Annotated in this window: 15 protein-coding genes; 1 reads left to right on the top strand and 14 read right to left on the bottom strand. The window is 70.8% G+C overall.

The features are described 5' to 3' along the window. Positions 1–47 precede the first annotated feature (47 nt). The 13 genes from ABD151_RS19110 to glmU form a co-directional block, all read right to left on the bottom strand. Positions 48–938: a sortase gene (locus tag ABD151_RS19110; protein ID WP_343996421.1), complete on the bottom strand. Its 891-nt coding sequence runs from the start codon at positions 936–938 to the stop codon at positions 48–50. Continuing rightward, positions 935–3,499 (bottom strand): hypothetical protein, encoded by a 2,565-nt coding sequence (locus tag ABD151_RS19105; protein WP_343996420.1) that lies wholly within the window; start codon positions 3,497–3,499, stop codon positions 935–937. The genes ABD151_RS19110 and ABD151_RS19105 overlap by 4 nt, the downstream gene beginning before the upstream one ends. Continuing rightward, positions 3,496–5,103 (bottom strand): phosphate ABC transporter substrate-binding protein PstS, encoded by a 1,608-nt coding sequence (locus ABD151_RS19100; protein WP_343996419.1) that lies wholly within the window; start codon positions 5,101–5,103, stop codon positions 3,496–3,498. The genes ABD151_RS19105 and ABD151_RS19100 overlap by 4 nt, the downstream gene beginning before the upstream one ends. Beyond that, entirely contained in the window at positions 5,100–6,287 is a 1,188-nt protein-coding gene (gene pstA / locus ABD151_RS19095) for a phosphate ABC transporter permease PstA (protein ID WP_343996418.1), read from the bottom strand. Before pstA ends, ABD151_RS19100 begins: the two co-directional genes overlap by 4 nt. Next, entirely contained in the window at positions 6,287–7,264 is a 978-nt protein-coding gene (pstC, locus tag ABD151_RS19090) for a phosphate ABC transporter permease subunit PstC (protein ID WP_343996417.1), read from the bottom strand. The genes pstA and pstC overlap by 1 nt, the downstream gene beginning before the upstream one ends. A 286-nt stretch (positions 7,265–7,550) precedes the next feature. Then, positions 7,551–8,720, bottom strand: a complete 1,170-nt coding sequence (locus ABD151_RS19085) for an NADH:flavin oxidoreductase/NADH oxidase (protein WP_343996416.1) — start codon at positions 8,718–8,720, stop codon at positions 7,551–7,553. A 218-nt stretch (positions 8,721–8,938) separates the two neighbouring features. Further along, positions 8,939–9,703, bottom strand: a complete 765-nt coding sequence (locus tag ABD151_RS19080) for a lytic transglycosylase domain-containing protein (RefSeq protein WP_343996415.1) — start codon at positions 9,701–9,703, stop codon at positions 8,939–8,941. A gap of 82 nt (positions 9,704–9,785) precedes the next feature. Continuing rightward, positions 9,786–10,553: a 3'(2'),5'-bisphosphate nucleotidase CysQ gene (locus tag ABD151_RS19075; RefSeq protein WP_343996414.1), complete on the bottom strand. Its 768-nt coding sequence runs from the start codon at positions 10,551–10,553 to the stop codon at positions 9,786–9,788. 16 nt (positions 10,554–10,569) lie between these two features. Further along, positions 10,570–11,157: an aminoacyl-tRNA hydrolase gene (gene pth / locus ABD151_RS19070; protein ID WP_343996413.1), complete on the bottom strand. Its 588-nt coding sequence runs from the start codon at positions 11,155–11,157 to the stop codon at positions 10,570–10,572. A gap of 70 nt (positions 11,158–11,227) precedes the next feature. Next, positions 11,228–11,839 carry a 50S ribosomal protein L25/general stress protein Ctc gene (locus ABD151_RS19065; protein WP_343996412.1) on the bottom strand — a complete coding sequence of 204 codons (612 nt, stop codon included), beginning with the start codon at positions 11,837–11,839 and terminating at the stop codon, positions 11,228–11,230. A gap of 227 nt (positions 11,840–12,066) precedes the next feature. Then, complete coding sequence (locus tag ABD151_RS19060; RefSeq protein WP_343996411.1) at positions 12,067–13,710, bottom strand: MXAN_6640 family putative metalloprotease; 1,644 nt, start codon at positions 13,708–13,710, stop codon at positions 12,067–12,069. Positions 13,711–13,843: 133 nt separating this feature from the next. Beyond that, positions 13,844–14,824: a ribose-phosphate diphosphokinase gene (locus tag ABD151_RS19055; protein WP_343996410.1), complete on the bottom strand. Its 981-nt coding sequence runs from the start codon at positions 14,822–14,824 to the stop codon at positions 13,844–13,846. A 98-nt stretch (positions 14,825–14,922) separates the two neighbouring features. Then, positions 14,923–16,326 carry a bifunctional UDP-N-acetylglucosamine diphosphorylase/glucosamine-1-phosphate N-acetyltransferase GlmU gene (glmU, locus tag ABD151_RS19050; protein ID WP_343996409.1) on the bottom strand — a complete coding sequence of 468 codons (1,404 nt, stop codon included), beginning with the start codon at positions 16,324–16,326 and terminating at the stop codon, positions 14,923–14,925. Between the two features lie 159 nt (positions 16,327–16,485). Between glmU and ABD151_RS19045 the strand changes: the two genes are divergently transcribed. Continuing rightward, on the top strand, positions 16,486–17,502 hold the full coding sequence (locus ABD151_RS19045; protein ID WP_343996408.1) for a hypothetical protein: 1,017 nt from the start codon (positions 16,486–16,488) through the stop codon (positions 17,500–17,502). 59 nt (positions 17,503–17,561) lie between these two features. Here the strand turns inward: ABD151_RS19045 and ABD151_RS19040 are convergent, their stop codons facing one another. Beyond that, complete coding sequence (locus ABD151_RS19040) at positions 17,562–18,743, bottom strand: oxygenase MpaB family protein (protein ID WP_343996407.1); 1,182 nt, start codon at positions 18,741–18,743, stop codon at positions 17,562–17,564. Positions 18,744–18,867 lie beyond the last annotated feature (124 nt).

The following is an 18,867-nucleotide window of genomic DNA, read 5'->3' as shown; positions in this document are numbered from 1 at the left end:
TTGATTCAGTGCTGCAGTTGTTGGTTCGAACTGTGGGGGCCTGATCGCTAGACCAGGTTGGGAAGCAGCCGCATCGCGGCGTCGGTGGTCGCCCAGCAGAGCGCCACCGCGACCGGCGTCGCGACTACCCAGGTCAGCGCCGCGGACCAGCGCTGACGCGCGGCGACGATGGCCAGCGTGGTGAGCACGAGCAGGCCGAGCAGGAGCGCCAGGCGGGGCAGGATCCCGTGGTCGGTGCCCATCGCCTTCTCCTCCTCGCCGACCGCCGAGAACCGGCCGGCGGGCGCCGGGAAGCCCTTCTCTGCCTCGGCATCCACGTAGACGACGTCGCCGCGGGCGAGCGCGCCGAGGCGGCCCTCGCCCTCCGAGGTGGCCAGCGTCAGCCGCGCCACCTCGCCACTCGCCGGTTGCGGCAGCGGGTCGCCGGCGCGGCGGATGCCGATCACCGAGAACCGGGTGGTGCCCTGGCCGGCGACGACCTCGATCCGGTCTCCGACCGAGAGCTCGGCGAGCTTGGCGAAGGGGGCGCCGTAGGTTCCGGACCTGCCGTAGACGAGCGAGGTGCCGACCTGGCCGGGCAGGGCGGTGTCACGGCGGTGTCCGGGACCGGCCAACAGGTCGCCCGACGTCGTCCCCTCGACCACCACCTGATCCAGCTCGAGCGCCGGGATCCTCAACAGGGCGACAGGTGCGCCCTGGTCCACGATCGGGCCGACCGGCGCCACCGCGGAGGCGAGCTCGGCACGGAAGCGGTCGTGCAGGATCTGCTGCTGCCGGTCCTGGGAGATCGCGCTGAGGACGAACAGCTGGGCGAGGAACCAGACCGCGAGCAGGCCGAGCATGGTCAGCGACGTCGAGAAGAGCCGCAACTGCTCGTCGTCGGCACGGGCGGGCGCAGGCCGCGCCACCCGTGCGCCGGTCGGGGCCGCGGTCGTCATCGGATCCTCCGCAGCCGCATCATCACCCGGGCCGCCGAGGAGAGGAGCCCACCCAGCAGGGCGATGCCCAGTGCCAGCGGCAGGGCCACCCGGCCGAGCCGCGAGGAGCTGTCCGGGGTCGCGGTCACTGAGGAGGCGAGCTTGGTCGGGTCCTGGGCGGTCGTCGGTCCGTCCTGGTCCGGGTTCTCGGCGTCGTCCGGGTCGGGTGCCGTCCCGGGCGCGTCGGTGCTCGGATCGGTGGTGCCGTCGTCCTCGCCGTCGCCGGGCTCGGCTGCGGTGGTGGGGGCCTGCTGTGCCTCGACCAGGTCAGCCACCCGCTGCGCCGTCGCGAAGAGCGGCGCGGTGACGCCGGCGCGCCGGATCGGCAGGTAGCCGGCCGGCAGGTCGCCGTTGCCACGGCCCGGTCGCTGTCCCTCGGTGGTGGCGACCCGGATGAACTGGGCCACCTTCTTCGACTCGGCCTTGTCCGCACCGTGCAAGCGCGCCGCGGTGTAGACGACCATCGTTCCCGGGTATGCCTTGCCCGAGGCACGGACCGCCTTCTGCTCGATCACGAACGGGCCGGTGCGCTCCTTCTGCTTCGCCAGCTTGACCGCCGCCGCCATCGAGGCCTCGCTCGGTGCCACGAAGGAGCCCGGCTTGGTCTCCAGCGCGGCGTCGCGCAGCCCGAAGCGAGCCGAGTCGCCCAGGCTGACGATGCCGAGCACGAACCGGGTGCCGAGACCCTGACGCTCGACGCGGCCGAGCTTCCAGGGGTCGCTGCTGGTCGCCCGCTCGCAGCGGGTCTGCACGTTCGGCCAGGCGTCCAGCACGGCCTCGGCGATCTTGCGCATGGTCGCGACCGGGGCGGCCAGCTGGGTGAAGTACGGCGCCGGGTTCTGTTGCAGGCACTCACGCTCGGTGCTCGGCACGTACTCGTCGAGCAGCGGCCACTCCCGCGTCGGCAGTGCGATCGCCTTGTAGGACGGGTTGATCACCATCCCCCACGGGTCGGGCTTGCCGGCGATGAACGCCCGCGCGGCGGGGTCCGCCTGCAGGTAGGAGGTGAGGCTCTCGATCACGTCGCTGGACTCGGAGAGCGAGAGCACCGTGGCAGCCGCCTCCCGTGCGGTGTCGTCCAGCCCCGGGTTGAGACGCTGGAACTCCGGGTCGCGGTTGATCGAGAGCGGGTTGTCCTCGATGCCGGGGTGGCCCCGCCCCAGGTCGGAGCCCAGGTAGGACTGGGTGAGCAGCTTCGCCAGCAGGCGTGCGTTCAACCGCAGCTGGCCGTACTCCCCCGCATTGTCCGGCCGGTCGATCGAGTAGCCCACCGAGAAGCCGGTGATCGCCGTCGGCGCATAGCCGACCGGGGCGTCGCCGGTGCTCTCCCGCTCACCCGAGACCAGCGCCGCAGCACCCTGGCCGGTCTCCATCAGCTTGAAGCCCGCCTCGTCGGGCATCCGGTTGTGCTGGAACTTGAACCGGCTCTTGCTCAGGCAGTAGGCGGGCGACCACTGCAGCGCCGCCTGGGCCAGCAGCTCGGAGCCGTAGAAGCCCGTAGGCGGCCGCGAGTCCTGGATGTCGCAGGTGTCGGCGGGCAGGCCGAAGGTGACCGGGAAGGTGAACCGGTTGCGCCAGTTCGACTCGCTCCACCACAGCTGCGGGGAGACGGCCAGGTCGACGCCCTGCTGGGAGAAGTTGCTGGAGCCGGGCAGCCAGCGACCGGCACGGCGGCACTCGCGGTCGTCGTCCAGGCAGCTGATCCCCATGATCGGCACCACCACGATCGAGCAGGCCACCGTCGCCGAGCAGCCCAAGGAGCCGTTCTCGACGTCGGAGCGCACCTCGAAGCTCACGCTGCCGGTGCCGTCGGCGCCGGTGAACGCAGCGACCTCGGCCGGCGGATAGGCCGCGCCGACGGCAGCCTCCGGCGGCATCGTCTCGGCGGTGCACGCCAGGTGCTCCTTGCCGTCGCGGGCCTGGAACGGGGTGACGTGGGAGGAGAGGCTGGCCGGATCGTTGCACTCGGTTGCCGGGAACGGGTCGCGTCCCGACTTCGCCTCCCGGGCGGCGTCGGTGGCGAAGAGGTCGTGGCGCCAGACCGCCGTCCGATCGCTGACGGCGAGGCTGCGCTGCTGGCGGGTGGAGGTCCAGCAGGTCTCCGGACGGACCTGCGCCGAGGCCGGGGCGTCAGGGTCGTCGGTGCCGCGGCACTGCATGACGACGACCGGGTACTCCTGGCTCAAGCCGTTCTCGCCATAGGGATCCGCCGCCCTCGCGCCACTCGGGCGGGCGCCGCTCCACGACACCTTGACCCGCTCACGCCCGCGCAGCTGGTCGGCGTGGCTGACCTGCACGGTGACCTCCCGGGAGTCGACCACCTCCTCGGCGCCGTCCGCGGCGAAGACCCGGCTCAGGGTGCGGGTCTGGGTGAGGCCGCCGGCCTCCCCGGTGCGCTCGGTGCTCGGCGTCGCGCTGGCGGTCGCGGCAAGGGCGCCCGCACCCACCAGCCCGGCCAGGGTGAGGGCGAGCGATCCACGCCAGAGTCGCTCGAGCCAGCGCGGGTCGTGGTTGCTGCTCATGCCTGCCTCCGCAGCATCTGTCGCCGGCGCAGCCAGGCCGCTCCGAGGCCGGGCAGCAGGACCAGCGCAAGCAGCTCGCCGACGGCGAGCCAACCGAAGACCTTCCGCTCTGCCGCGCGGTCGGCGCTGACCTCGGTGGGGTTGGCGAACACCTCGGCGCTGGTGGCGGTGGTCTGAGCGGTGACCGGCTGCCCGGTCTCGGGATCCACCGCAGGTGGGGCGCCGTCCTCGGTGCCCGGTGCTCCGGGCGCTCCGGGCGCCGTCGTGCCGGTGTCCTCGGTACCGGGCGCGGAGCCGTCGTCGGTGGACGGCTTGCCGGTCCCGGTCTCGGTGCCGCACGGCCCGGCCCCGACCTTGTCGCACGCAGCCGGCATCGGGGCTTCCTTGGCGAGCTTGTTCTCGTTGAGGTTGCCGGAGACGAAGGTCGGGTTGTTGCACCGGCTGACGTCGCGGTTCTTGGCGTCCACGCCGCCGTCGGCCTTGGCCAGCAGGTTCAGCTGCTCGAAGCCCGCCTTGACCAGATTGAGCGGCAGCGGCGAGTAGCCGAACGGCCCCGCCTTGGTCTGGCCCTCGCACAGGCCGTAGTACATGAAGTCCATCAGCGTCTGCCGCTTCGCCGTCGTCATCCGGCGGTCGTCGGCTCCGGTCGGCAGGATCATGTAGGAGTACGACGAGAGCGGGTAGGCGCGTGGGTCCTTGGCCCGGTAGACGCCGTCGAGGATCTGGGTCAGATACATCTGAGAGCCCTTGTCCTTGTTGATCTTCGCCTGGGTGAGGGCGACCGCGACGTTGTACTGGGTGGGCTCCACGTAGTAGCCGCCCTTGTTGAGCACCTTCACCACCGGGAAGTTCTTGTTGACCGGGTAGGAGTACTCGACGTACGCGATGGTGCCGTTGCCGGCGAATCCGGCGACGGTGTTCATCACCTGGTCCGAGCCCGACTGCGCGAGCGCGCGGCCCTTGCGCGGGTAGTAGGACGTGTAGCCGCTGCGGCCGAAGAAGGGCCGCCACAGCGACGGGTACTCCTTGTCCAGCCAGGTGGTGAACTGCGCGGTGGTGCCCGAGCCGTCCGAGCGGACCACCGGGGTGATGTCCAGCGAGGGCAGCGCCCGACCGTTGTTGTCCTTGGTGATCGCCGGGTCGTTCCAGTTGGTGATCTTGTTGGTGAAGATCTTGGCCAGCGTCTCCCCCGAGAGTCGCAGCGTCTTCAGCATCTTGCCGCCCACCTTGATCTGGTAGGTGAACGCCGTGCCGCCGGCCACGATCGGCAGGTACGCGTACTCGCGTCCGTTGCTGGTGTCCGGGTTCCCGAACTCGTCGGTTCCCGGGTACGGGATCTCGCTGATCCCGAAGTCGGTCACGCCCTGGGCGAAGTTCTTGCGCCCCATCGAGGAGCCGCCACCGCTGTAGGTGACCGGCATCCCGCTGGAGCTGACGTCGGCGATCCACTGGTCCACGATCACCTGGGACCAGGTGGAGCCGGAGCCCTCGATCTGGGCGTAGTCGGGACGCGCCGCCTGGGCGGACGCCGACTGCAGGGCCGGCGTCAGTGCCGTCAGCAGAGCGGCGAAGGCCAGCAGGACGCGGCGGGATGGGCGGTTCAACGGTTCCTCCAGACAGTGGGGACGAGACGCCGCAGCCGATGCCGCAGGCGCGGCTTGTTGCTGCGCGGGCGAGCGATCAGGCGCGCGATCACGAAGAGGGCGAGCACCAGGCCCAGCAGGACGGTGGCGGCTGCGAAGGCCCGGGCCTCGGCCATCGGCTCACCGCTGCGCACGGTGCTGAAGATGTACAGCGGCAGGGAGTTCATCACGCCGTCGGTCGGGTTGAGAACCAGGAAGCTGGCGGCACCCGAGGTCAGCAGCACCGGCGACGTCTCCCCGATGCCACGGGCGATGCCGAGGATCAGGGCGGTCGCCAGGCCGGGCCGCGCCGTCGGCAGGACGACGTGCCACACGGTGCGCCAGCGGCTCGCGCCCAGGGCGAGGCTCGCCTCGCGCAGGTTGCCGGGCACGACCCGCAGCACCACGTCCGCTGCGCGGGCGATGATCGGCAGCATCATCACGCTCAGCGCCATCGCGGCGGCGATGCCGGACTTCGGGATGCCCAGCGCCACGATCAGCACGGTGTAGATGAAGAGGCCCGCCACGATCGAGGGCAGGGCGGTCATCGCCTCGACGACGGTGCGCACGATCCGCGCGAACCGGCCGCCGATCTCGGTCATGAAGACCGCCGTGCCGATCCCCAGGGGCACGGTGACCGCTACCGCGATGCCGATCTGGATCAGCGAGCCCATGATCGCGTGCAGCACGCCACCGGAGGTGAACGGGTCGCGCGGACCGACTCCCGCCATGTCCTCGGTGAAGAAGTTCCAGTGCAGCAAGGGCTCCCAGCCCCGGTGCACGACGAAGCCGATCGTGCTGATCAGCGCGACCGCGACGAGGACCGCGGCTCCGGTGATCACCGACTCCATCAGCCGGTCGACGAGGTCGACGCGGCGCGCGGTCATCGCGCTGGTCACGGCAGTCATCAGCAGTCCGCAGGCGAACCAGACGATCACCAGCCAGGGCAGACCGGTCAGCGGAACCAGCCGGGTGGTGATCAGCCAGGCCAGGGCACCGGCCGCCAGCCAGACCGACCAGCGCAACGCGCGCTCCTCGGCGGTGGGCTTGCCGAGTCCGGGCCGTGGCACCGGTGGCTCGACGTCGACGTCACGATGCGGGATCTCGGTGGTGCCGCGGGGCTGGGGAGCCAGGATCGGCTCGACCTCGCTCGCCAACAGCGCCATCAGGCCTCCGCTCCGGCGCCGGAGCGACTGCGGTTGACCACGATCGCGGCCAGGGTGTTGATCACCAGAGTGATCCCGAAGAGCACGAAGCCGGCGGCGAGCAGCGCCGAGAGCTGGGCCGGGCTGGCGTCACCGAAGCGGCCGGCGATCAGCGCGCTGATCGAGTTGGTTCCGACCTCGAGCACACGCGGCTTGAGGTCGAAGGCCGGGGAGATGATCAGCAGCACGGCGATGGTCTCGCCCAACGCTCGGCCCAGGCCGAGCATGGTGCCGCCGATGATGCCGCCGCGACCGAACGGCAGGACCACGTTGCGGATCACGCCCCAGCGGGTGGCGCCGAGGGCGAGCGCCGCCTCCTTCTCGCCGGGCGGCGTCTGCGCGAAGACCTCCCGCATCACCGCGCAGGCCATCGGCATCACCATCATGGCGACCGCGATGCCGGCGCAGAAGGCGCTGGAGACGTAGCGCGACGGGTCCCATACCGCGGCGCCCGGATCGGCGTCGACCTTGAAGAAGGGCAGGAAGCCGAAGTTGCGGTGCAGCCACAGGGCGAGCTCGGCGGCGTAGGGCATCACCAGGAAGTAGCCCCACAGGCCGTAGACGATGCTCGGCACCGCAGCCATCAGGTCGACCAGCGAGACCAGCGTGGGCCGCAGCTTCGCGGGCGAGTACTCGCTGATGTAGAGCGCGGTCGCCAAGGAGAGCGGGAAGGCGATCGCCAACGCCACGAAGGCGATCGAGAACGTGCCCCCGAGCACCGCACCGATGCCGAGGATGTTGGCCTCGGGCTGCCAGGAGGTCTCGGTGAAGAACGAGAAGCCGTAGCGCTTGAGCGTCGGAACGGCCTGCCAGGCAAGGAAGACGCCGATGCCGCCGGTGATCACCAGCACCGTTGCGCCGACCGTGGTGGCGGCCAGGGTGAAGACCCGGTCGACGCCGGTGGCGCGCCGGGACAGGGGCCGTGGAGCTACCTCCACGGCGGATGGTTCGGGTCGGAATGTGCTCACGCGTCCGGGCTTCTGGGCAGGAGGGAGGCCGGGCAACGCACCGCGAGCAGCATCGCTGGCAGCGCCCCGACGAGAACAGTGCCGACGCCCGAACGGCGGCGACGTCACTGTGCGCAAGCCAGGCGAACGGATCAGGCGCGCCGGGTGAACGCCCCGCGAACACCACCCGCCGAACGAGCACCGCCGCGCCCCGAAGCCGTCGCTGACGAACGAAAAGCCCCTCCCAGAGGCTCTGGGAGGGGCTGAACGTCAGGGACTATCGGGAGGGGGACGCGAAGCGGGACATCGGGGTCTCGCCCTGCTCGGCGAGGCGGGCCATGCCCTTCGCGCGAAGATCCAGGGCCCAGCCGACCTGCTGATGCCAGCCCTCGTGGTCACCGGCCAGGGCGCGGCGGGCGTGGTGCGGCCACTGGGAGTTCTCCAGCATCTCCCGGCCCAGGGCGATCAGGTCGGCGTCGCCGTCGACCAGCAGCGCCTCGGCCTGGTGCGGATCCACGATCAGGCCGACGGTGGCCACCGGCAGCCCGCTGCCGTCGCGGATCGCCCGGGAGAGGTCCGCATGGAAGGCGAAGCCTCGACGGACCCGGGTGTCGATCGACCGGTCCTGGCTCACTCCGCCCGACGACACGTCGATCAGGTCGACGCCGGCCACGGCAAGCTCCTTGGCGAAGGCCACCGAGTCCTCCACGGTCAGGCCGCCCTCGATCCCGTCGGTCGCCGAGACCCGGTAGAACAGGGCGACGTCGTCACCGATCGCCGCGCGCACCGCGCGGACCACCTCCAACGGGTACCGCTGGCGGTTCTCGACGCTGCCGCCGTAGCGGTCCGTGCGCTGGTTGGAGATCGGCGACTGGAAGGAGTGCAGCAGGTAGCCGTGCCCGCCGTGCAGGTCGATCACCCGGAAGCCGGCCTGCACCGCCCGACGCGCGGCGTCGGCCCAGCTCTGGACCGAGGCCGCCACCTCGTCGGTGCTCAGCTCGCGCGGCTCGGGCCAGCCGGGACCGGCCGCAACCGCGCTCGGCCCGACCACCTGCCAGGGCTCCTCGCCGGTCGCGGCGTCGTCCGCCGTCAGCGGGCTGCCGCCCTGCCAGGCCGCCTGGCACGACGCCTTGCGGCCGGCATGCGCCAGCTGGATCCCCGGCACCGCACCGTACGCGGTGAGGAAGGCGGCGACCTGCGCCAGCGCGGCCCCCTGCTCGTCGTTCCACAACCCGAGGTCGGCATGCGAGATCCGCCCCTCGGGAGCCACCCCGGTGGCCTCCACCATGACGACGCCGGCGCCGCCCAGCGCGAAGCGCCCCAGGTGCACCAGGTGGTAGTCGTTCGCGACGCCGTCCTGGGCGCTGTACATGCACATCGGCGAGACCATCGTGCGGTTGCGCGCCGTCACGCCCCGCAGGGCCAACGGCTCAAAAAGTAGCGACATCTCTTCTCTCATGGGTGGGGAGCGCCTCGGGCCATTCTCCACGCGCCGGCGTCCGCTCCGAGGCTCGTCCCACCATCCTCCGGAGGAGCCACCGGGATGGTCACCCGGTGTTCCGCTGAATGGCGCACCGTGGTGCACATCGCTGATGCTGACGAACGTTTGGCCCTGAAATCGGCCGGCTCAGGGGCCGAACGTCAGGGACTAGCCGGAGTCGGCAGCTACGAGGCGACCCGGGTCGCGTAGGCGGTGGCCGCACGGAAGACGGCGTCGGCGTACTCGGTGGACCGGTTGTAGGAGAGCACCGCGCGTCGCCAGCCCTCCCCGGTGGTCAGGTCGGCGCCGGAGGCGCACAGGTAGCGCGCCGCCGTCCAGGCGGCGTCGTCGAGGTCATGCGGGTTGGCGACGCCGTCGCCATCGGCGTCGCTGCCCCAGCGCTCCCAGCTCTCGCTGATGAACTGCATCGGTCCGACCGCGCGATCCCACCGCGCATTGTCATGCCACTGCTTCGATGCCTCGGTGGCACGGATCGCGGCGAAGGCGCCGCTGCCGTCGAGGACCGGTCCGAGGATCGGTCGGCTGCTGGTGCCGTCCGCGTTCAGGCTGCGCCCCTTGATGGTTCCGTGGTGTGACTCGTTCCAACCGATCCCGGCCAGCGTGTTCCAGGCCATCTTGCACTCCGGCAGGTCCCGGCCCGCCAGGATCGCGGCACGGCCGTAGGCGCGCATCGCCACCTCGGGGATCCCGGCCGCCTCCGCCGTTCGCGACACCCAGGCCTCGTCCGGCTGGACGGCGTTCTGGGACCGGACCGGGAAGGCGGGACGGGCGGCGGCCACCGTCGGGGGCACCTCGAGCGCGACCACCGACGAGCTCGGCTCGTCCCGGTCGCTGATCGTCCACCAGGCCATCGCCCCGACGATCACCAGGGCGCCGACGACCATCACGCCAGCCAGCACCATGGTGGCGAATGCAGCAGCCCGGTTCACCGGGACAGGATAGGCGGCGGCCCCAGGAACGACAGTGCCGGCACCGCGTCCGCGATGCCGGCACCGGTGAGGAACAGGAGGGTCAGTCGGTCCCGTGCTCGCGAACGAACGCGATGATCGACTCCGCCAGCTCCGGGCGGCAGACGATCAGGTCGGGCAGCGAGGTGTCGGCGCCGTTGTAGACCAGCGGCGAGCCGTCCACCCGCGAGCAGAACAGCCCAGCGGCGCGGGCCACCGCGACCGGGGCCGCGTTGTCCCACTGGTACTGGCCACCGGCGTGCACGTAGGCGTCGGCGATGTCACGGACCACGGACATCACCTTGACGCCTGCCGAGCCCATCGGCACGAGCTCCGCGTCGATCGCCTCGGCCAGCGCCTGGACGAAGGCCGGCGGGCGGCTCCGGGAGACGGCGATCCGGGGACGCTCGGAGGTGCGCGGCGGAATCACCGACGGCGTGCCGGTGTTGAAGGTCTCGCCGAGGGCCGGCTGCGCCACCGCACCGGCGACCAGCTCGCCGTCCTGCCACAGCGCGACGTGCACGGCCCAGTCGTCGCGCGGCGGCTCGGAGAACTCGCGGGTGCCGTCGAGCGGATCGATGATCCAGACCCGCGAGGCGCTGAGGCGCGCGGCGTCGTCGGTGGCCTCCTCGGACAGCACAGCGTCGTCGGGGCGGTGCTTCGCCAGCAGCGCGGCCAGCACGTCCTGGGCGGCGCGGTCGCCGGCGTCCTTCAGCTCACGGCCCTCGAGGCCCTGGGTACGCACCTCGAGCAGCACCTGACCGGCCTCTTCGGCGAGCCAGACAGCGAGAGCGTGGTCATCGGTTGCCGCTGCTGCGGGAAAGTCAGTCACGGCGCCGACCCTACCGTCAGCGATTGAACTTCTGCTGAGTGCGTTCCAGTCCCTCGGAGATGAGGGTCTCGACGGCATCCGCGGCGTCGTCGATCTGGAACGGCAGCTCCTTGCGCTCCGTGGTCGAGTAGTTCGACAACACGAAGTCGGCGACCTCCTGGCGGCCCGGCGGGCGCCCGATGCCGGCCCGGATCCGGAAGAAGTCGCCGGTGCCGAGCGAGGAGCGCATGGACTTGAGTCCGTTGTGGCCGTTGTCGCCGCCGCCCTGCTTGATCCGCAGAGTGCCGAAGGCGATGTCGAGCTCGTCGTGGATCGCGATGATCCGCTCCGGCGGCACCTTGTAGAAGGTCGCCACCGCCTTGACCGGTCCCCCGATCTCGTTCATGTAGCTGCGCGGGCGCACCAGCACCACCCGCGGACCGGGCACCTGCAGGCGACCCTCGACGACGTCCGCTCGGCCCGACTTGTGGGTCCGGAAGGAGCCGCCCATCCGCTTGGCCAGCTCGTCGTTGACCAGGTAGCCGATGTTGTGGCGGTGCCCGGAATAGGAAGGGCCGGGATTCCCGAGCCCGACGACGATCCATACCTCGGATGCGTCAGTCATGGTGTCGGTCCTCCCGGCCTTCCGGTGCCGCCAAGCGGCGAAGATGTTCATTCCCCGCTCGGCGACGGGGTCACTCGGCGGCGTCGGCCTCGGCGGCGTCGCCCTCAGCCTCGGCGGCGGGCTCCTCGCCGGTGTCGGCAGCCTGGGCCTCGGTCACGTTGACCAGCAGCAGGTCGCCGTCGGAGAGCAGCACGGAGCCCTTGGGAAGCGTCAGGTCGCTGGCGTGCAGCTGGGTGCCGGCCTCGGCGCCCTCGATCGAGATCTCGATCGACTCGGGGATGTGGGTGGCCTCGGCCTCGATCTGCACCGTGGTGTTGTCGGTGACGACGAGGGTGTTGCGCACGGCCTCACCGGTGACGACGACGGGAACGTCGACGGTGACCTTCTCGCCGCGCTTGACGGCGATGAAGTCGAGGTGCTCGATGACGCGGCGGATCGGGTCGACCTGGATCGCCTTGGTCAGCGCGAGCTGGTCCTTGCCGTCGATGTCGAGCTCGAGCAGGGCGTTCGCGCCGCCGTGCTTCAGCGCCATCATCGTGACGTGGTACGGCAGGGCCAGGTGGGCCGGCTCCTCGCCGTGGCCGTACAGGACGGCGGGGATCTTCTTGTCGGCGCGGAGACGGCGGGCGGCGCCCTTGCCGAACTCGGTGCGGACCTCTGCGGCGATCTTCTCAGCAGACATGCTGGTGCTCCTCATGCGTGGTGGACAGTCGGGACCCGACTCCAGAGACAACTGATGCCGCGCACCCGTGAGCAGACGCGCGGCACCTTGCGGAACCAGGCCCTGTCGATCACGGAGTCTGCTGCGGCTGCAGCTGCTCCCTCGCCGAGGCAACTTCAGGAGTCTAGGACGCCGGGGACGCCGTCACCAAATGCCCGGCGCTCCCCGGTCGACCTCCGGACTCAGGTTCAGCGCAGCACCGTCAGCCGGAGCTTGTGGCGCAGGTTGTCGTACTTGGGAGTGCCCTGGCAGGTGAGCGAGCTCCCGGTCCAGCAGCTGAACGCGGTGCTGCCGTTGCTGACGGTCACCTCGATCGCCTTGACCTTCTTGCGGGTGAACGCGACCTTCTTGACCGCGTCGCCCTTGCCGTTGAGGGAGACCCACGCGGTGGTGATCTTGCCGTTCTTGTGGAAGGTGCGAATGGTGGCACCCGGGTTCGCGGCCTTGCCGGGCAGGTTCAGCGCGATCTTGAGGCGCACCTTCTTGCCGTAGCTCTTGTGCGGCACCATCCGCGCCGTGTAGCTGGTCAGGTGGTCGAGCCGGTCCATCCGCGAAGTGGTCCACAGCGCCTTGGTGCGCTTGGTGAACTTGGCGCCCAGTGCCGGCGCCTTCGGGTAGGCCGAGCCCTCGCTGTAGAACTTGCCCGGCAGCCGGTTCGCGGCCGCGAACTGGTTGTAGGTGCGGGCGAAGCCACCGGGGAACGCCTTCGGCAGGGCGTTGATCTGTGCCTGCACGGCCTGCAGCGACCAGTTGTCGGCCATCCCCGGGCTGGCGTCCGCACGCTCCCAGACCCGCCGCATGAAGGTCAGCGGAGCGATGCCGGTACGGGCCGCCTTCTCCGAGAGGTAGCGCAGGAAGATCCAGGAGCCGTAGACGCTCGCGCCCGAGGTGTCGTAGTAGTCGAGCGGCGACCACGGGGCCCGCATCTGGCTGCCCTTGAGGTACTGGCGGTTGTCGTTGATCGCGTCGTAGAGCTCGTCCTCGACCCAGGCCGCCGACCCCTCCATCAGCCAGCGGTCCTCGAACCAGTCGTAGGCGCCCTGGACGGCGTGGAAGTACTCGTGGGCGACCGTCACCTGCAGGGCCGCGGCCGGGGTGGTCGAGTAGCCGACGAAGTCGTTGTCGACGACGCAGTAGGTGCTGGCGGTGTAGATGCCGGAGACATAGGGAGCGGTGGGAGCGCAGTAGCCGTAGAGCCCGTAGGACTTGAGGTCCATCAGGTAGACGTCGAGGTCGGCGGTCCCGCCATGCTGAGCGGCCGAATCCGCCAGCGGCGCCTTGAAGCCTGCGGCGATCAACCGGGTCCGCACCGACTGCACGGTCGCCACGGTCGCAGCGACATCCGCCGGCGACGCGGAGTCGTCGTAGCTCGCGCCGACCTGGCTGGTGTAGTGCACGCACACCCCGGAGGCGCACTGACTGCTGATCGCTCCGTCGATCGCGCGCTGGTCCACGCCGCTGACGACCTGTCCCGGCACCGGACGCGCCAGCAGCGCATCGGCACGCTTCGCGTCGTCACCGCTGAGCTCGCCGCGCTTCAGCCACAGCTCGCGCAGCGCCATCGTGGCGTCCGGCGCGCTGCTGCGTGGCACGGCCCGGGCCCGCAGGCCACCGGCCAGCGAGGGGGTGAAGATCGCCTCGGCCTCGGCCAGCGCCTCCTCGGCACTCTGCTCACCCGGCCCGTCGTGGGAAGACGACGTCGCCGGAGGCTGCTCGAACCCTCCTGACGGCGTCGCGGAGCCCAGCCCCGCATCCGCGCCGGCGGGTGCGACCGCCAACGAGAGAGCAACGACCAGACCAAGCCCGGCCCCGACCAACGAGCGAATCCTCATGCAGCGACCCTAGGGCACCGGTCTGGACCTCGCACCGGAGCCCGCAAGAACGGCGGGAGGAATCCCAGGAAGAAGAACGACGGCGACGCCGCCGGAGCGGGTCGCCGTCGTCGAGACGTTGCAGGTGCGTCGACTACGCCTGGCCGTCGAACATCGAGGTGACCGAGCCGTCCTCGAAGACGGCGCGGATCGCGCGGGCCAGCAGCGGGGCGATCGAGAGCGTGGTGAGCTTGTCGAACTGCTTCTCTGCCGGCACCGGCAGGGTGTCGGTGATGACGACCTCGACGGCCGGGCTGTTCTTGAGCCGGTCCACGGCGGGGTCGGAGAGGATCGCGTGGGTGGCGGCGATGATCACGCCGGCCGCGCCCTCCTCCATGATCGCCTCCGCAGCCTTCACGATGGTGCCGCCGGTGTCGATCATGTCGTCGGTCAGGACGCAGATCCGGCCCTTGACGTCGCCCACGACGCGGTTCGCGACGACCTCGTTGGCGACGTCGGTGCGGCGGGTCTTGTGGATGAAGGCCAGCGGCACGCCACCGAGGCGGGCCGACCACTTCTCGGCGACCTTGATCCGGCCGGCATCCGGGGAGACGACCGCCAGCGGCTGGTTGCCGTACTTCTCCTTGATGTAGTCGGCGAGCACCGGCAGCGCCATCAGGTGGTCGACGGGGCCGTCGAAGAAGCCCTGGAGCTGGTCGGCGTGCAGGTCGACCGTGATCACCCGGTTGGCACCGGCGGTCTTGAACATGTCGGCGACCAGGCGTGCGGAGATCGGCTCACGGCCGCGGTGCTTCTTGTCCTGACGGCTGTAGCCCCAGAACGGCATCACCACGGTGATCCGCTTGGCGCTGGCGCGCTTGAGCGCGTCCACCATGATCAGGTGCTCCATGATCCACTCGTTGATCGGAGCCGTGTGGCTCTGGATCACGAAGGCGTCGCATCCGCGCACCGACTCCTCGTAGCGCACGTAGAGCTCGCCGTTGGCGAACTCGTAGGCCGAGGTCGGCACCAACTGGGTGTCGAGGCGCTTGGCCACCTCTTCGGCAAGTGCGGGGTGCGCCCGCCCGCTGAAGACCATGAGGTTCTTCTCGGTGGCCCGCTTCAATCCCGTCACCGGTTGCTCCCTAGCTTGTTGCGACTCACTCCGCCACAGCCGATTCTGCCTCGCGAATCGCGATCAGGAAATCGGGGGTCTTCGCGATGAGACGCCGGTTACTTTTCGTCGTCCGAGTCCAGCGCCGCACGCCGAGCAGCCCAGCCCGCGATGTTGCGCTGCGGAGCGGCACTGACCGCCAGCGCGCCGTCCGGCACGTCGCGCCGGACCGTGGTGCCGCCGCCGGTCACCGCGTCGTCGCCGATCGCGACCGGGGCGATGAAGGTGTTGTTGGAGCCGGTCTTGGTCCGGTTGCCGACCGTGGTGCGGTGCTTGTTGCGACCGTCGTAGTTGGCGAAGATCGTGCCAGCCCCGATGTTGGTGCCCTCGCCGATCTCGGCGTCACCGACATAGGAGAGGTGCGGCACCTTGGAGCCGGTGCCGATGGTGGCGTTCTTGGTCTCCACGAAGGTGCCGATCTTGCCGTCCGCGCCCAGGGTGGTCCCGGGGCGCAGGTAGGCGAACGGGCCGACGGTGGCGCCGTCGCCGATCACGGCCAGCTCACCGTGCGTGCGCACCACCCGTGCGCCGACGCCGATCTCGCAGTCCTTGAGGGTGGTGTCCGGACCGACCACGGCATCCTCGGCGACCACGGTGGCGCCTATCAGCTGCGTGCCCGGAAGCAGGGTGACGTCGCGATGGAGCACGACGTCGGCGTCCACCCAGGTGGTCGCCGGGTCCATCACCGTGACGCCGGCCCGCATCCAGTCCACCAGGATCCGCCGGTTGAGCTCGCGCCCCAGCGACGCCAGCTGCACGCGGTCGTTGGCACCCTCGGTCTGCATCACGTCGTCGAGCAGGTGCGCGCCGACGGTCAGCCCGGCGTCGCGGGCGATCTGCACGGTGTCGGTCAGGTAGTACTCGCCGCCGGCGTTGTTGTTGCCCAGCTGCCCGATCGCGCCGGTCAGGAACTCGGCGTCGAAGGCCAGGATGCCGGAGTTGATCTCGGCGATCTCACGCTGTGCCGGGGTCGCGTCCTTCTCCTCGACGATCGCCTCGACGTCGCCCTCGCCGTTGCGCACGATCCGGCCGTAGCCGTGCGGGTTCGCCACCACACCGGTCAGGACGCTCACCGCCCGCTCGGCGGCGTCGTGCTCCTCGGCGAAGGCACGCAGGCTCTCGCCCCGCAGCAGGGGGGTGTCGCCGGTGACCACGAGCACCGTGCCGCTGGCGACGCCACCGATCGCGCTCAGCGCGACCCGGACCGCATCGCCCGTGCCGTCGAGCGACTCCTGGACCGCCAGCACGGCGTCCGGGGTGTGCTCGAGGATGTGCGGGCCGACCGTCTCGCGTTGGGTGCCCACCACCGCGATGATCCGCTCCGGCTCCGCCTCCTGCACCGCGTGCAGGACGTGGCCGATCATGCTGCGCCCCGCGATCGGGTGCAGGACCTTCATCGTCTTGCTCTTCATCCGCGTACCACCACCTGCGGCGAGGACCACGACGGTGAGGTTCTTGGGCATGCTTGATTCCTCCGGCGACAGGCACGTCCACCCGACGCGGGCAGACCAGAGGTGCCAGCCTAACGGGGACGGCGGCTCCTGGCGGTCACGGTGCGCAGACCAGGGCCTCCGCGCGGCATTTGTGCCCCAACTCGTCACCTACGCGTCAGAATCGAGGACATGACCCTGACTCCGCTGGCCGCACAGCTCCTCGACGCCCAGGTCGCCTGGCTGCTGGCCCGGTTCAGCGGCGAGGAGGCCGAGGCCGTCGCCGACGACGTGCTCGACGACCTGATGGCGCTCGGCGAGCAGGTGCGCCTGGCCGAGCTGATCTCCGCCGACGACGCCAAGGCCGGGCTGCGCCTGATCCTGGAGCAGGTTCCGCCGAGCACCGCCGCCAGCACCTTCGTGGCCGTGGTCGCCGAGGTGGTCAAGGCCGGCCCGAGCGAGTCGTTCACCCTCTCCGACCTGATCCAGCGTGAGCACGTGGAGGCCCTGGCCACCGAGGCCTTCGGGCTGGCCGACGTCGCGGAGAGCTTCCTCGACCAGATCGCGGAGAGTCCGCTGGTCGCCACGGTCGCCTCACGCTTCCTGGGCAGGGTGGTCGCGGACGTGCTGGCCACCAACCGCGCGGTGGCGGAGAAGGTTCCCGGACTCGGCTCGCTGGTCTCCCTGGGCAGCAGCATGGCCGGCAAGGTCGCGAGCGCCGCGGACAAGCAGTTCGAGGCACTGCTCGGCGACACCGCCGGACGTGGTGCGACCTTCGCCATGCGGCGGCTGAACAAGGTCGTCGTGGAGACCCTCAAGGATCCGGCCGCCCAGCAGGCGGCGCTGGAGATCTTCGACCTCTACGCCGATCGCCCGATCGGCCGGTTCACTGCTGGCGCCTCCGCCGAGGACCTGCACCGGGTCGCCGGCCTGGTCCAGGACGCCGTGATCGCCGGCGCCGCGAGCGCGCCGGTGGGCTCCTTGGTCGACTCTCTCGTCGACGGCTTCTACGCGGTCTATGCCGAGACGCCGCTGACCACGGTGGTCGAGGACCTCGGCATCGGCCCCGACGACGTCCGCGGGCACCTGCACCGGGCACTGCCGCCGCTGCTGAAGGCGGCGGTCGGCTCCGGCGAGGTGGAGCGGATCCTGCGGCTGCGGCTCGAGCCGTTCTACGCCTCGCCGGAGGTCGCGTCCCTCACCCGTTGATGGGTGCCGTACTGCACCCATCGACGTCGAGTGGTGCAGAGAGGCACCACTCGGCGGGTTCAGTGGCCGACGGCTCCAGGGACGGCGTCCACGAGGTCGTGCGTGATCGCGTGCTGTGCCTTGAGCCTGGCCAGCTCGCGGTCCCGGATCGGATAGGCCGCGTCCGCGATCCGCTCCCGCCCCAGCAACCGGGTACGGGCCTGGTCGAGCACCATCAGGCCCGGTGCCGCGAGGCGCACCACGTGCTTGGCGACGCCGTCGGGGATGTGCAGGCTGTCGGCGGCGTCCTCGCCGAGGAAGACCCGCGACATCCCGTACATGAGCGTGGTGGCGAGCGGCTTGCCGACGGTGGCGGGCAGGGGCAGGAGGTTCGCCAGCTCCGGCGCCAGGTAGCCCTCGGTGAGGGCCCGCACGAACTCGCGGCTGTACGCGTCGGGGCCGGGTGAGGTGAGCCGGTACAGCTCCTCGATCCGGATCTGGTCGGCCTCGCCGACCGGGTTGAGCTCCTCGTCGACGCCGATCAGGTACCCGACATAGCGCCAGAGGTGGTAGACGTCGGCCAGCTCGGCGGGCGTGAGCCGGACCCCGATCTTGGCCATCGCGGCCAACGAGATGTGCCCGAACTCGGCGAGCGTGAAGGCCATGTAGGGCTGCGGGATCGGCACTCCCCAGGCGTCGTGGTCCCACTGCCCGGCGGCCTCGATGTGGCGCCGCACGTGGGCATGGATCAGCCGCACCCGGACGGTGTGCCCGAAGCCCGGAGCCCCGATTGCCATCCCGCCGCGGCGGACCACCTGGGAGAGCCACTCCCCCACCTCGATGGAGCGGACGGCAGGCTGGCTGCCGTAGCGCCCCGTGAGCAGCAGCGGCTTGGCGGCGATCGGGTTGATCGCGCCGCGCAGCAGCGAGGCCGCGCCGAGCACCAGACCCCACTGGGCGCTGTAGCGCACCAGCACGTCGGCGGCGCGGTCCAGCCGCTCACGCTCCAGCCAGTCCGGGTCGGCGCCGACCTGGGCGATCAGCGCGGCCGCGCTCGCGGTGGTGACCTCGGCGACGTCACCGGCCAGGAAGGCCCGCACCTCACGCCCGGCCAGCTTGGCGTCGGCCACGACGGCGTCCGCGAGTGGGTCCGCACGCCACATCCCGGCGATCCAGCGCTCCCCCGCCTCGCCGTGTCGTCGCAGGAGTGTCTCGGTGTTGACCAGCGCCCTCGGAGCGCTCGGCGTCTCACTGCTGCCCATGGCTCCATTGAAGCAGCCGGCGTGACGACTGTCACCAAAACTGTGACAGTTTTACTGTCGCAATGACTCGGGGCGCATCTCGCGCCGTCCGGGGCCTACGGGCTGGCCTGCGCCTATCGGGAGA

Origin of the sequence: Nocardioides dubius (genome assembly GCF_039528155.1) — a bacterium.
Lineage (GTDB): Bacteria > Actinomycetota > Actinomycetes > Propionibacteriales > Nocardioidaceae > Nocardioides > Nocardioides dubius.
Note: the sequence above shows the minus strand (reverse complement) of the source record. Positions and strands in the feature narration are given on the sequence as shown.

What these genes read in the sequence shown, in the direction of transcription:
- ABD151_RS19040 (WP_343996407.1), bottom strand. Translation starts at nt 18,743, where the DNA reads ATGGGCAGCAGTGAGACGCCGAGCGCTCCGAGGGCGCTGGTCAACACC.
- ABD151_RS19105 (WP_343996420.1), bottom strand. Translation starts at nt 3,499, where the DNA reads ATGAGCAGCAACCACGACCCGCGCTGGCTCGAGCGACTCTGGCGTGGA.
- ABD151_RS19085 (WP_343996416.1), bottom strand. Translation starts at nt 8,720, where the DNA reads ATGTCGCTACTTTTTGAGCCGTTGGCCCTGCGGGGCGTGACGGCGCGC.
- pth (WP_343996413.1), bottom strand. Translation starts at nt 11,157, where the DNA reads ATGACTGACGCATCCGAGGTATGGATCGTCGTCGGGCTCGGGAATCCC.
- ABD151_RS19045 (WP_343996408.1), top strand. Translation starts at nt 16,486, where the DNA reads ATGACCCTGACTCCGCTGGCCGCACAGCTCCTCGACGCCCAGGTCGCC.
- ABD151_RS19060 (WP_343996411.1), bottom strand. Translation starts at nt 13,710, where the DNA reads ATGAGGATTCGCTCGTTGGTCGGGGCCGGGCTTGGTCTGGTCGTTGCT.
- glmU (WP_343996409.1), bottom strand. Translation starts at nt 16,326, where the DNA reads ATGCCCAAGAACCTCACCGTCGTGGTCCTCGCCGCAGGTGGTGGTACG.
- ABD151_RS19110 (WP_343996421.1), bottom strand. Translation starts at nt 938, where the DNA reads ATGACGACCGCGGCCCCGACCGGCGCACGGGTGGCGCGGCCTGCGCCC.
- ABD151_RS19065 (WP_343996412.1), bottom strand. Translation starts at nt 11,839, where the DNA reads ATGTCTGCTGAGAAGATCGCCGCAGAGGTCCGCACCGAGTTCGGCAAG.
- pstA (WP_343996418.1), bottom strand. Translation starts at nt 6,287, where the DNA reads ATGGCGCTGTTGGCGAGCGAGGTCGAGCCGATCCTGGCTCCCCAGCCC.